The organism is Yinghuangia soli (assembly GCF_021502675.1).
In the GTDB taxonomy this organism is placed as follows: Bacteria; Actinomycetota; Actinomycetes; order Streptomycetales; family Streptomycetaceae; genus Yinghuangia; species Yinghuangia soli.
In genome coordinates, this window is record NZ_JAKFHA010000008.1 from 51,047 (window position 1) to 63,688 (window position 12,642).

The 12,642-nt window shown below is 73.8% G+C and carries 10 protein-coding genes; 3 read left to right on the forward strand and 7 right to left on the reverse strand.

Going from position 1 to position 12,642, the window contains the following annotated elements; genetic code table 11:
- Nucleotides 1-39: 39 nt before the first annotated feature.
- Nucleotides 40-777 carry a TIGR04282 family arsenosugar biosynthesis glycosyltransferase gene (locus LZ495_RS16220; RefSeq protein ID WP_235052918.1) on the reverse strand — a complete coding sequence of 246 codons (738 nt, stop codon included), beginning with the start codon at nt 775-777 and terminating at the stop codon, nt 40-42.
- Nucleotides 770-1,474: a glycosyltransferase family 2 protein gene (locus LZ495_RS16225; protein WP_235052919.1), complete on the reverse strand. Its 705-nt coding sequence runs from the start codon at nt 1,472-1,474 to the stop codon at nt 770-772. The genes LZ495_RS16220 and LZ495_RS16225 overlap by 8 nt, the downstream gene beginning before the upstream one ends.
- Before the next feature lie 154 nt (nt 1,475-1,628).
- Here LZ495_RS16225 and LZ495_RS16230 point away from each other — a divergent pair, with 154 nt between their 5' ends.
- On the forward strand, nt 1,629-2,531 hold the full coding sequence (locus tag LZ495_RS16230) for a response regulator transcription factor (protein WP_235052920.1): 903 nt from the start codon (nt 1,629-1,631) through the stop codon (nt 2,529-2,531).
- Entirely contained in the window at nt 2,528-3,655 is a 1,128-nt protein-coding gene (locus LZ495_RS16235; RefSeq protein ID WP_372498583.1) for a sensor histidine kinase, read from the forward strand. Before LZ495_RS16230 ends, LZ495_RS16235 begins: the two co-directional genes overlap by 4 nt.
- Before the next feature lie 71 nt (nt 3,656-3,726).
- Here the strand turns inward: LZ495_RS16235 and LZ495_RS16240 are convergent, their stop codons facing one another.
- The 4 genes from LZ495_RS16240 to LZ495_RS16255 form a co-directional block, all read right to left on the reverse strand.
- Nucleotides 3,727-4,761 (reverse strand): NAD-dependent epimerase/dehydratase family protein, encoded by a 1,035-nt coding sequence (locus LZ495_RS16240; RefSeq protein ID WP_235052921.1) that lies wholly within the window; start codon nt 4,759-4,761, stop codon nt 3,727-3,729.
- 92 nt (nt 4,762-4,853) lie between these two features.
- Nucleotides 4,854-5,519 carry a nitroreductase gene (locus LZ495_RS16245; RefSeq protein WP_235052922.1) on the reverse strand — a complete coding sequence of 222 codons (666 nt, stop codon included), beginning with the start codon at nt 5,517-5,519 and terminating at the stop codon, nt 4,854-4,856.
- Between the two features lie 366 nt (nt 5,520-5,885).
- Nucleotides 5,886-8,171 carry an MMPL family transporter gene (locus LZ495_RS16250; protein ID WP_235052923.1) on the reverse strand — a complete coding sequence of 762 codons (2,286 nt, stop codon included), beginning with the start codon at nt 8,169-8,171 and terminating at the stop codon, nt 5,886-5,888.
- A 514-nt stretch (nt 8,172-8,685) separates the two neighbouring features.
- Nucleotides 8,686-9,804, reverse strand: coding sequence for a hypothetical protein (locus LZ495_RS16255; RefSeq protein ID WP_235052924.1), 1,119 nt, complete (start codon nt 9,802-9,804; stop codon nt 8,686-8,688).
- Nucleotides 9,805-10,041: 237 nt separating this feature from the next.
- On the opposite strand from LZ495_RS16255, the gene LZ495_RS16260 reads away from it, so the two are divergent.
- Complete coding sequence (locus LZ495_RS16260; RefSeq protein WP_235052925.1) at nt 10,042-12,249, forward strand: molybdopterin oxidoreductase family protein; 2,208 nt, start codon at nt 10,042-10,044, stop codon at nt 12,247-12,249.
- Nucleotides 12,250-12,268: 19 nt separating this feature from the next.
- On the opposite strand, the gene LZ495_RS16265 is transcribed toward LZ495_RS16260, so the two are convergent.
- Nucleotides 12,269-12,577, reverse strand: coding sequence for a GNAT family N-acetyltransferase (locus LZ495_RS16265; RefSeq protein ID WP_235052926.1), 309 nt, complete (start codon nt 12,575-12,577; stop codon nt 12,269-12,271).
- Nucleotides 12,578-12,642: the final 65 nt, after the last annotated feature.

Here is a 12,642-nt window from a genome sequence, read left to right on the forward strand (position 1 = left end):
GCGGCGACCGGAGGCTCCCGGACGGCGACGCGGCCGCCGTCACGCGAGGACCCCGATGCGGCCCGGAGCGGATACCCGGGCTCCCGGCGGGTGGTCCGTGAGCGTGCCGTCCGTGGCCGTGCTGTCCGTGGCCGTGCCGTCCGCGACCGTGCCGTCCGCGACGCCCAACGCGCGGGCCAGCCGGGCCGTGCGGGTGTGCGGGGCCAGGGCGGCCACGTGCGCGAGGTCGTCGGCGGTGTCGATGTCGTCGAGCTGCGGCAGGTCCCGCACGGCCAGACCGGCTGCGGTCAGCCGGGACCGCTGCGCCGCGCCGGTGTGCGGCACCGACATCGGTACGCCGCGCAGCAGTTCCGGATCGGGCCGGCGCAGGCCGAGTGCCCAGAAGCCGCCGTCGGCGGCCGGGCCGAACCACGCGTCGGCCGCGTCCCAGTCGACCGAGCCCAGGAGCGCGGGGGTGACCTGCGGCGTGTCCATGCCGACCAGCAGCGCGGGCCCCCGGCACAGCGCGAACGCCGCGGCCAGCCGGGCGTCCAGCCCTCCGGCGCACTGCGGGACGACCTCGAAGCCGGTCGGGAACCACGGGCTCGGCACACCGTCGAGCACCAGGATCCGGCGGGCGGCGGGGGTCGCGCGTACCGCCTCCAGGGTGTCGGCGAGCGCCGCCTCGGCGACGTCGGCGGCCTCGCGGTGCGTGAGCCCAGGAGTCAGCCGGGTCTTCACGCGGCCGGGTACCGGCGCCTTCGCGATGACGAGCAGAGTGGTGCCGGAATCAGACACGGGCCAGCACCGCGCTCATGTCGCGCACCGCGGTGATCGTCCCGCGTACTGTCCCGGTCACTTTCGAACGCCCGGTGCGCGGGAGGTAGCGCACGTCCGTCTCCCGGATCCGCCACTGCGCCTCGGCGGCCCGCACCACCATCTCCAGCGGATAGCCGGACCGGCGGTCGGCCAGCCCGAGGCCGAGCAGATCCTCGCGCCGCGCCGCCCGCATCGGTCCGAGGTCGTGCAGCCGGGCCCCGGTCCGCGCCCGCAGCCGGCGGGCCAGCACGCGGTTCGCGACGCGGGCATGCGGCGGCCAGGCGCCGAGGGTGGCCGGCCGGCGGCGGCCCAGCACCAGGTCCGCGTCACCGGCGAGCACCGGATCTGCCACGTACGGGAGTTCCGCGGGGTCGAGCGAGGCGTCGCAGTCGCAGAAGCACACGACAGGTGCGGTGGCCGCCGAAAGCCCGGCGTGGCACGCCGCGCCGAAGCCGCGGGCCTGCTCGTCGACCACCACCGCCCCGAGGCTGCGGGCCAGCTCCGCGGAGCCGTCGGTCGAGCCGTTGTCGACGACGATCGCCCGGTAGCCGGACGGCATGCGGGCAAGGACCCAGGGCAGTGCGCCGGCCTCGTCCAGGCACGGCAGTACGACGTCCACGGCGGGGGAGGGAGGCGGACTCGGGGGCGTGGCCCCGGAGAAAGAGGCGGCATCCATGTCCCTCACGCTAGGCAGACCGCGACCCGATTCCCGGGCGCGGCGTGCTTACGAAATTCGTACGTCACCCGCTTGCCGTGCGGGGCCTTACGGAATCCGAACGGAGTGCCGAAGGAATCCGGCGTGCGGGGTGCGCGTCCCTAGACTCGGCCGTATGACAGGCATCGCGGGCACCGTCCTGGTCGTCGACGACGACCCCACCGTGGCCGAGGTGGTCGTCGACTACCTGCGCCGTGCCGGGTTCGCCACCGCGCACGCGCCGGACGGCCCCACCGCCCTGGCGATGGCCGAGCAGACCCTGCCCGACCTGGTGGTCCTCGACCTCATGCTGCCCGGCATGGACGGCCTGGAGGTGTGCCGGCGGCTGCGCCGCCGCGGACCCGTGCCGGTGGTCATGCTGACCGCGCTCGGCGAGGAGAGCGACCGGGTGCTCGGTCTGGAGATCGGCGCGGACGACTACGTCACCAAGCCCTTCAGCCCGCGGGAACTGGTGCTGCGGGTGCGGTCCGTGCTGCGCCGTACCGGCGCCGCAGCCGCCGCGGCCGCGGCGTCGACGGGCGGCCCGGTCGAACTGCTCCGGCACGCCGGCATCGAGGTGGACGTCGCCGCCCACCGGGTGACCCGGGACGGCCGCGAGCTGGCCTTGACCGCACGCGAGTTCGACTTGCTGTGCTTCCTGCTGCGGCATCCCGGACGGGTGTTCTCCCGCGAGGAGCTGATGCACGAGGTGTGGGGCTGGTCGTTCGGCGACCGGTCCACGGTGACCGTGCACGTGCGCCGGCTGCGCGAGAAGATCGAGGACGACCCGGCCGCACCGCGGCTCCTCGCCACCGTCTGGGGCGTCGGCTACCGGCTCGACGCGGGGGAGCCGCCGGAGCCCGGCGCGCCCGGGGACCGCACCGGGACCGGTCCGGCCCGGGGGACGCTGCCCGGGCCCGCCGCGGGCAGTCCGACCGGCAGCCCGGCCGGCCCGCCGTCGCCCGGTGCCCCGCCGCCGCGTTCGTCCGGTCCCGTGCCCCCCGTCGCCGCGTCGGCTCAGGACACCTCGTGCCGCTGAACGACTTCCTCCTCATCTGCCTCATCGCCGCGGCCTGCGGCCTGGTGGTGACCGCGGTCGGCATGGGAGGCCTGCGGTTCACCCGGCACCGCCCGCTCTCCGTCGCGCTCGGCGCGGTGTCGGTGGTCACCGTCGCGGCGATGGCGGCCGGCACGGTCGGCGTCGCGCAGGCGATGTTCCTGTCCGCGCACGACCTGACCGTGATGATGGTGGTGTGCGGGGTCTCGGCCGTGCTGGCCGTGGGCGTGGCCGCGCTGCTCGGCCGCCCGGTGGTCGCCGACGTCCGGGCACTGCAGCAGGCCGCCCACGGGCTGGGCTCGGCGTCCGCCGGGCAGGACTCCGCCTACCGGCCTCCGCGGCCCTCGTCGATAGTGGAACTCGCCGAACTGAGCCGCGAGTTGGAGCGCACCAGCGCCCGGCTGACCGAGGCGAGAGCCCGGGAGCGTGCGGTCGAGCAGTCGCGGCGCGAGCTGATCGCGTGGATCTCGCACGACCTGCGCACTCCGCTTGCCGGGCTCCGCGCGATGGCCGAATCGCTCGAGGACGGCGTGGCCGCCGACCCGGCGCGCTACCACCGGCGCATCCGCATCGAGGTCGACCGGCTCAGCGGCATGGTCGACGACTTGTTCGAACTCTCCCGCATCCAGGCCGGCGCGCTGCAACTGACCCTGTCGCGCGTGTCGCTGTACGACCTGGTCGGCGACGCGCTGGCCGGCACCGAGGTGCTCGCCCGGTCCCGCGCGGTGCGCCTGGAAGGCGGCGCCGTCGAGCCGGTGCCGGTGCGGGTGGACAGCCGGGAAATGTCGCGGGCGCTGACGAACCTGCTGGTCAACGCCATCCGGCACACCCCCACCGACGGCACGGTCGCGGTCGCGGTGACCGGAGTTCCGGACGGCGGCGCGGTGGTGACCGTGACCGACGCATGCGGCGGCATCCCCGAGGAAGACCTCGGGCGCGTGTTCGACACCGGCTGGCGCGGTTCGCACGCGCGTACGCCCGGACCCGACGGCGGCGCGGGCCTGGGCCTGGCGATCGTGCGCGGCATCGTCGAGGCCCACCGGGGTTCGGTGGGCGTGGTCAACGTCAGCGGCGGCTGCCGGTTCGAGGTCCGCCTCCCGGCGTGACGCGGGTTCGCCTGGCCGCCGAGCCGGAGTCCCGCTGCGCGGCGGAGTCCGGCTCGGCGGCCAGGCGGTGCTCAGCGCAGCGGAGCGGTCGCGAACTCCGCCATCCCGGCCTCGAACGGCACTTCGGCACGCCACCCCAGCTCGTCCTGCAGCCGGGCCGGGGACGCGGTGATGTGCCGGACGTCGCCGAGCCGGAATTGCCCGGTGACCACGGGCTCGGGACCGCCGTGCGCATCGGCCAGCGCGGCGGCCATCTGACCGACCGTGCGCGGCCGCCCCGTACCCACGTTGTACGCGCGCAGCCCCGCGCCGTCCCGGCCGAGGGCCGCCACGTTCGCCCGCGCGATGTCCGCCACGTGCACGAAGTCCCGCCGCTGGCCGCCGTCTTCGAACACCCGCGGAGCCCGCCCCGCCTCCAGGGCGGAGCGGAAGATCGACGCGACCCCGGAGTACGGCGTGTCGCGCGGCATCCGCGGCCCGTACACGTTGTGGTAGCGCAGCGAGGTCGCCGTACCCCCCACCGTCCGCGCCCAGGCCCCGGCCAGGTGCTCCTGCGCGAGCTTGGTCGCGGCGTACACGTTGCGCGGATCCGGCGCGGCCTCCTCGGCGACCTGGCCCGGCGTCAGATCCTGTCCGCAGCCCGGGCAGCGCGGTTCGAACCGGCCGCTTTCGAGGTCGGCGGCAGGCCGCGGGCCGGGGACGACGCGCCCGTGCTCGCCGCATGTGTAGTGGCCCTCGCCGTAGACGACCATCGAGCCGGCCAGCACCAGCCGCCCCACCTCGGCGCGCGCCATTGCGGCGAGCAGGACGGCCGTCCCCAGGTCGTTGCACCCCACATAGTCGGGCGCGTCGTCCAGGTCCAGGCCCAGCCCGACCATCGCCGCCTGGTGGCTCACCGCATCGACGCTGCGCAGCGCGTCGGCCACCGCGGCCGGATCGCGCACGTCGCCGACCCGGAAGTCGATCTCGGCGGGCAGGTACGGCGTGCCGCGATGCACGGCAGGCAGCAGCGCGTCCAGCACGCGCACCTCGTGGCCCGCCGCCAGCAGTGCTTCGGCCACGTGCGACCCGATGAACCCGGCCCCGCCGGTGACAAGGATCCTCATGCCTCCGACGCTAGGCCCGCCGCCGCGCGCCGGGCCGCCGACGCGGCCCGACGTCAGCGTTTCGTAAGAGGCGCTCCGCGGCGGGCAGTCCGTCACACCCCGATGAAGCTCACGATCTCCGCGAGGTCCGCGCGCCCGGTGCGCAGCGGCGGGACGCCCGGCTTCTCGAAGCCGACCGCCATGCCGCAGAACAGCACCAGGCCGTCGTCGGCGCCGACCAGCTCGCTCACCGTCTTGCGGTACACGGTCCACATCGCCTGCGGGCAGCTGTGCAGCCCCTCCGCGCGCAGCAGCAGCATCACCGTCTGCAGGTACATGCCGGCATCGCCCCACTGCCCGGTGCCCATCGCGCGGTCGACGTAGCAGTACAGGACCAAGGGGGCGCCGAACGCCGCCGAGTTCATCGTGACGATCTTCCGGCCCCGGTCCGCGTCGCCGCGTTCGATGCCCAGCGCCTGGTAGCGCTGCGCGGCCGCGGCGGAGTAGCGGTCGCGGTACGGGGAGGCCAGCCCGGCCGGGATCATCGGGTACTCCGGCTCGTCGCCCGGATCCCCGGCCAGCGCCCGGGCCGTGGTCCGGCGCTTCAGCTCGGCGAGCGGTTCGCCGCCCACCGCGAACAGCCGCCACGGCTGCAGGTTCCCGCCCGAGGGAGCGCGCGTCGCGGCACCCAGCACCCGTTCGAGCACCTCCTTGGGCACCGGCTTGTCGCTGAACGCCCGCACCGCGCGGCGGCTGTCCACGGCCTCGTACACATCCACGTTGCTTCCGTCCTCTCACCCGGCGACGACCACCCGACCACTGTCCTCACCCGCTGCGGGCCCGAACAAGGGCCGGGGCGGTCATCGCCCGCCCACCGGGGAAACCGTGTGTACGGCCAACGGGTACACGGCAGTTGCGGCCGGACGGGAAACGCCGAACCCGGGGGGGGGGGGGGGGGGGGGCCCCCCCCCGGGGGGGGTGGGGGGGGGGGGGCCGGGGGGGGCGGGGGGCAGTTGCGGCCGGACGGTAACCGCCGAACCGGCGGCGGTCCTGGTACTGGACCGCCGCCGGTTCGGTATTGCCTTGTGCTGCCCGGTGTCGCCTTGTGCTGCGCGGCGTTGCCTGATGCTCCGGGCGGTGCCGCGTCAGGTGCGGGCCGGCTCCCGGTCCCGGTCGCCGTCCAGGTCCAGGTCCCAGGCGTCCCTGTCGGAGCCCGCGTCCGTCCCGGCCGTCTTGGCGTCGATGTGCTTGCGCAGGCTGTCGCCCTCGACGTCGACGTTCGGCAGGATCCGGTCCAGCCACTTCGGGAGCCACCAGGCGGACTTGCCGAGCAGCGCCAGGACCGCGGGCACCAGCGCCATGCGGACCACGAAGGCGTCCAGGAAGACCGCCGCCGCGAGGCCGAACCCGATCATCTTGATCATCGAGTCGCTGGCCCCGATGAAGCCCGCGAACACCGCGATCATGATGATGGCCGCCGCGGTCACCACCCGGGCGCCGTGCCGGAACCCGCTGACCACCGCCTCGCGCGGGCTCTGGCCGTGCACGAACGCCTCGCGCATGCCGGTGACCAGGAAGACCTCGTAGTCCATCGCCAGGCCGAACACCACGCCGACCAGGAAGATCGGCATCATGCTCATGATCGGGCCGGTCTGCTCGACCCCGAACAGCTCGTTCAGCCAGCCCCACTGGAACACCATCACCACGGCACCCAGCGCCGCCGTCACCGACAGCAGGAACCCGAGCGCTGCCTTGAGCGGCACCAGGATCGACCGGAAGACCGCGATCAGCAGCAGGAACGCCAGGCCGACCACCAGGGCCAGGTACGGCAGCAGCGCGTCGTTGAGCTTCTGCGAGAAGTCGATGTTGAGCGCCGGGGTGCCGCTGACCAGCGTCCGGGCCCCGGTGTCCGCCTGGACCTCCTTGACCGCATCGCGGATGTCGTGGACCAGCGTCTCGGTCTTCGGGTCGCTCGGCTTGGTGGTCGGGGTCACCTGGAAGGTGGCCAGGTCGCCGGCCGCGTTGAAGGCCACCGGGCCGACCGAGGCGACGCCCTGGCCCTGCAGGCCCTCGACCTTCTGCCGGACCGCGTCCGCCGCGGCCTGGCCGTTCGGCAGCCCCGCCGTGTCGACGACCAGCATCAGCGGGCCGTTGAAGCCCGGGCCGAAGCTCTCCGCGAGCATGTCGTACGCCTTGCGCTGCGTGGTGCTCGTCGGGCTCGAACTGTCGTCCGGCAGACCCAGGTTCATGCTCGCCGCGGGGAGTGCGACGGCACCCAGGCCGATCACCGAGATCAGCAGCACGGCCACCGGGTGGCGCAGCACGAAGCGCGCCCACCGCGAACCCATGTTCGGCTTCTCCGCGGGAGCCGCGGCCGACCCCGCCGGCGCCGCGGCGGCGGCCGCGGCCCGCTTGCGGTCCTTGCGGCCGAAGATCCGCTTGCCCGCGAAGCCGAGCAGCGCCGGCACAAAGGTCAGCGCCACCAGGACCGCGATCACCACGGTGAAGGCCGCGGCCAGGCCCATCTCGGTGAGCACCGGGATGTTCACCACGGCCAGGCCGGCCAGCGCGATCACCACGGTCAGGCCGGCGAAGACCACCGCGGAACCCGCGGTGCCGACCGCCCGGCCGGCGGCTTCCTCGGGTTCCCGCCCCAGCTTCAGCTCGCTGCGGTACCGCGACACGATGAAGAGCGCGTAGTCGATGCCGACCGCCAGGCCGATCATCATGGCCAGCGTCGACGTGCTCTCCGACAGGTCGAAGATCCCGGCCACCGCGGTGATGCCCGCGATGCCGACACCGACGCCGAGGATCGCGGTCAGCAGCGGCAGCCCCGCGGCGATCATCGCGCCGAAGGTGATGGCCAGCACCAGCGCGGCGACCGCGATTCCGATGATCTCGCCGTTGCCCACACTCGACTCGGTGACCAGCGCGTCACCGCCCACCTCGACGCTCAGCCCCGCGTCCCGGCCCTCGTCGACCGCGTGCTCCAGGGTGTCGCGCGCCGAGTCCGGCAGCAGGTCGGCGCCCACCAGGTAGCCGACCGTGGCGTACGCGGTGCTTCCGTCCTTGCTGACCGTCTCCGGGGTGAAGGGCTGCGACGCGTCCGCGATGTCCGGGCTGCCCTGCAGGGCAGCCATGGTCTTCTCGACGCCGGCCCGGTTCTGCGGCGCGTCGATGCGCTGCCCGTCCGGCGCGCGGAACACGATGCGGGCCGTGGCACCGCCGCCGCCCGCGTCCGGGTTCCGCTCGTCGAGCAGGTCGAACGCCTGCTGCGCCTCGATGCCCGGGATGGTGAAGGGCTTCGCAGCGGGCTTGGACGCGGTCGCGGCACCGACGCCGACGGCGACCAGGATGGCCACCCAGATCAGGAGGGCGAGGCGCCTCCGGCGGAATACGGTCCGCCCGAGGCGGTAGAGGAAAGTGGCCATCGAAAGTGTCTCCAGGTCGGTCAGGAGGCGAAAACGGGCGTGCGGCACCGACCCGGGACAAGGCCGTCGCCAGTCGGGTGGAACGCGGAATAGCCGGCACCGGCCGCAACAGGACGCGGGCATGCCGGATAAAGGGAGAAGTGCGGACAGTGGGAAAAGGGCTCGTCAGCGCGGGCGAGAGCCGGGGGCCGGACAGCCGCGCATCACGCGGGCCCGGCAGGTCGGAGCGAAATTCGGATCAGGAAGCGGAGCAGGTCGGAGCGGGTGCCGTACCGGTGACGGAACGGCGGATCGAACACTAAGAAGTATTCCGCCCCGATCCCCGCGGGAAGTCCTCCGCCAGGTCAGAAGTCACGTACTACAGGGGGCGTACGTCTCGCGCCCCCTGCCTCCCGCGCCGAAGCCCCCCTAATCCCCAGGAAGGCGCCCCCCGACCGGCTTGCGCCCGCGCAGCGGACCGCCGACCGGCCGGCGCCCTGGGCGACCGCCCGGCCGGTGGTGGTCCCGACCTTGGTCAGGCTTTTGCGGACTCCGGTGCGCGGGCGGCCGGCTCCGCCGAGCCCTTCACGGCGTTCAGGACGGCCTGGCCCTGCTGGTCGACGAACCTGGTGAAGAGCTGCTGGGAGTATCCGAAGATGATCGCCCACGCAATGATCTGCGCGGACGAGTCGAGCGCGGTCAGCCCGGGCACGAACCCGCCGCGCATGAGCAGCAGGCCCAGCGTCGCGGTCAGGGCCCCGGTCGGCAGCTTGAGCACCGCGAGCGCGACCGGTACGTCGTAGGGAAGCGCGGTGCCGCGGATGTGGCGCAGTGCCGCGGCCGCGGAGACGGACGCCGCCACGAGGCCGGCCAGGGCGACGACCAGGTAGTCCGCGGTCCGGGCCACCGCGGCGATCTCCTGGGTATCGGGGCGCTGCTCCTGCGGGGCCGCGTTGTTGGTCGGGCAGACGACCTCGTACGAGGAATTGGCCTCCGGTGCGAAGCACAGCGGCACCGTCTCCGGCCACGTCATCCCGAAGAAGAGGACCAGCCCCGCCACCACCGCGAGCGCGAAGCTGACGAACTTCACGATGCGCACGAAGCTGCGTACGCGCAGCGTCTCCTTCTGCAGCAACCGCCGTGCCAGGCCCACCGTTTCGGCGAGGAAGTAGCGTTGGACCGGGCTGATCTCGTGGGTTTCCTTGACCTCTTTGACGATGTCGGCCATCTCCCGGCGACGCTGGTCGGTCTCCGGGAGATGCTCTTCGACGAGCGCGGTCATGTGCGGCAGCATCGCCTCGACGTCGTCCGCCGGAGCCAGCCAGACCATCAGGTTCATGGCCGCATCGACGTGCGACTGCGCGACGGCGAGGTGGGCCGCGCGGCGGAGCGCGGGATGCTTGTCGTGGGAGAGGACCTGGGTCGCCATGTCCAGTTCCTCGGCGGCGCGCATGGCGTATCCCGAGGCGACGGGTCTGCGGTCGGGATTGTTGCGGGCGAGGAGTTCGACCGCATCGAGCATGGCGCGCAGCTCGGTGATGCGGGCGCACAGCGCCTCTTTCTGTTCCCAGGGGCCCCGTTCGTTGCGCGAGCTCCGCGGGTTCGGCTCGGGTGGATCGTCGGTGCCGACATCGTGCTCATGATCATCGGTCATGGGTCGACTATCCGAGACCACGCAGGAAATTCGGCGGTGCTCTCATGTGAGCGCCGCGACTTCACCCGTATGGCTGCACCCGTTATGGCGCGGCCGGCTTTGCGGCCGGGCCGTGGCCGCGTCCACGCCATGTCTGTGGCCGCCCACTGTCGCGGTGCCGGGGCCTGTCGGAGGTTGCTACTCGTGGGTATGCTCGCGCTTGCTGGGCGTCGGCGTGGACGCCCCGGGGAGGCCACCATGTCCACCGCCCTGCGTATCTGCCCGTTGTGCGAAGCGACTTGCGGGCTCACCCTCACCATTGATGCGGGCCGGGTCACCGGTGCCCGCGGGGATCGCGACGACGTCTTCAGCCAGGGCTTCATCTGCCCCAAGGGCGCTGCGTTCCCGCAGGTGGATGCCGACCCCGACCGGCTGGCCGGGCCGCTCGTCCGGGAGAACGGGCAGCTGCGCGAGGCCAGTTGGGAAGAAGCATTCGAGGTGATCGCGGCCCGGATCCGGCCGCTGATCGAGGCGCACGGCGCGGACGCGGTCGCCATCGTGCTCGGCAATCCCAACGTCCACACGGTCGCCGGCGCGCTTTATCCGCCACTGCTCATCCGCGGCGCGGGCACGCGCAACATCTACTCCGCGTCCACGCTCGACCAGATGCCCAAGCACGTCTCCTGCGGGCTGCTGTTCGGTGATGCGTTCGCCATCCCGGTGCCGGACCTGGACCGCACCGACCATCTGCTGATGCTCGGCGCCAACCCCCTGGAATCCAACGGGAGTCTGTGCACCGCGCCGGACTTCCCCGGGCGCCTCAAGGCACTGCGCGCCCGCGGCGGCACGCTCACGGTCGTCGACCCGCGCCGCACCCGCACCGCCCGGCTCGCCGACCGGCACCTCGCCATCCGGCCCGGCACCGACGCGCTCTTCCTCGCCGCGCTCGTCCACACGCTGTTCGCCGAGGACCTCGCACGGCCCGGCGGCCTCGCCGCGCATGTCGAGGGGATCGAGGAAGTCCGCAAGGCCGTCCAGGAGTTCAGCCCCGAAGCGGTGGCCGCGGCGTGCGACCTGGACGCCGAGGACATCCGCGGCACCGCCCGCGAGCTCGCCGCCGCCCGCACCGCGGCCGTGTACGGGCGCATGGGCGCCTCGACCGTCGCGTACGGGACGCTGGGCAGCTGGCTGGTCGACGTCCTCAACATCCTCACCGGCAACCTGGACCGGCCCGGCGGCGCGCTCTTCCCGCTGTCCGCCACCGCCCCCGCGCCTCGCAAGGCCGCGCCCGGCAAGGGCTTCGCGCTGGGCCGCTGGCACAGCCGCGTCTCCGGGCACCCCGAGGCCAAGGGCGAGCTGCCGCTGGCCGCGCTCGCCGAGGAGATCGACGTGCCCGGCGACGGCCGCGTCCGCGCGGTGATCACCGTGGCCGCCAACCCCGTGCTGTCCGCCCCGAATGGGGACCGGCTCGACGCGGCTCTGGCGTCCCTCGACTTCATGGTGTCCGTCGACCCCTACCTCAACGAGACCACTCGGCATGCGGACGTCGTCCTGCCCCCGCCGCCGCCCTCGCAGAGCGCGCACTTCGACTTCGCGTTCAACGCTTTCGCGGTCCGCAACCAGGTCCGCTACACCCCGGCCGCGCTCCCGCTCGGGCCCGGGCGCATGGACGAGTGCGAGATCCACGCCCGGCTCGTCCTGGCCGTCTCGGGAATGCACGGCGCCCCGCCCTCGGCCGTCGACGACCTCGCCGTCGACACCACGCTCGCCAAGGCCGTCGCCGACCCCCAGTCGCCCGTGCACGGCGCGGACCCCAAGGCCGTCGCCGCCGGGCTGACCGGGACGACCGGGCCGGAACGCCGCCTGGACATGATGCTCCGGCTCGGCCCGTACGGCCTCACCCTCGACGCCCTGCGGGCCGCCCCGCACGGCATCGACCTCGGCCCGCTGGAGCCCCGGCTGCCCGGCCTCCTCAAGACCCGCAGCGGCCGCATCGAGCTGCTCCCGGCACCCGTCGAAGCCGACCTGCCCCGGCTGCGCGCCGCCCTGACCGAGGCCCCGGACCCGGACACCCTCCAGCTGGTCGGGCGCCGCCACCTGCGCTCCAACAACAGCTGGATGCACAACATCCCGGCCCTGGCCGGCGGCTCCAACCGCTGCACGCTCCAGGTCCACCCGGACGACGCGGCCCGCCTGGGCCTGGTGGCCGGCCGCCCGGCCCGGATCACCGGGGAGGGCGGCACGCTGGAGGCCGAGGTCGAGGTGACCGACGCGATGCGCCCGGGCGTGGTCAGCCTCCCGCACGGCTGGGGCCACGACCGCCCCGGCACCAGGCTCGGGGTGGCCGCGGAGCACCCCGGGGTCAACGTGAACCAGCTGCTGGACGGCTCGCGCCTCGACCCGCTCTCCGGCACCGCGGTGCTCAACGGCTTCCCGGTGCGGGTCGCCGCAGCCGTGGCGACCTGAGCCGCACCGGTCGCAGGCGTCAGTCGGCGACCCGGCTGCGCGACTCGTAGACGACGTCCTGGTACTCGGGATGCCGGGCCAGCCAGCCGCCGTAAAAGGGGCAGGTCGGCAGCACCCCGAGCGCGTCCTGCCGGGCCTGGTCGAGCGACGCCCGGACCAGGGCGCTGCCGACCCCGCGGCCCTCGAAGCGCTCGTCGACCTCGGTGTGCACGAAAGCGATGATGTCGCCGCCCCGGATGTACTGCGCGAAGCCGGCGAGCTCGCCGCCGATCCGGGCCTCGTAGCGGCTCTCGGCGGGGTTGTCGACGACGTCGACGGTGTCGCTCATGGAAACCCTCCTGCTGTCTCGGCCGTGGTCTCGTCCGCGGCCGGGTACCCGGTGCCCCGGGCACA

Bases quoted from the DNA above. Each gene is read 5' to 3' on its own strand.
- LZ495_RS16240 (WP_235052921.1), bottom strand. From the start codon at position 4,761: ATGAGGATCCTTGTCACCGGCGGGGCCGGGTTCATCGGGTCGCACGTG.
- LZ495_RS16265 (WP_235052926.1), bottom strand. From the start codon at position 12,577: ATGAGCGACACCGTCGACGTCGTCGACAACCCCGCCGAGAGCCGCTAC.
- LZ495_RS16250 (WP_235052923.1), bottom strand. From the start codon at position 8,171: ATGGCCACTTTCCTCTACCGCCTCGGGCGGACCGTATTCCGCCGGAGG.
- LZ495_RS16255 (WP_235052924.1), bottom strand. From the start codon at position 9,804: ATGACCGATGATCATGAGCACGATGTCGGCACCGACGATCCACCCGAG.
- LZ495_RS16225 (WP_235052919.1), bottom strand. From the start codon at position 1,474: ATGGATGCCGCCTCTTTCTCCGGGGCCACGCCCCCGAGTCCGCCTCCC.
- LZ495_RS16230 (WP_235052920.1), top strand. From the start codon at position 1,629: ATGACAGGCATCGCGGGCACCGTCCTGGTCGTCGACGACGACCCCACC.
- LZ495_RS16260 (WP_235052925.1), top strand. From the start codon at position 10,042: ATGTCCACCGCCCTGCGTATCTGCCCGTTGTGCGAAGCGACTTGCGGG.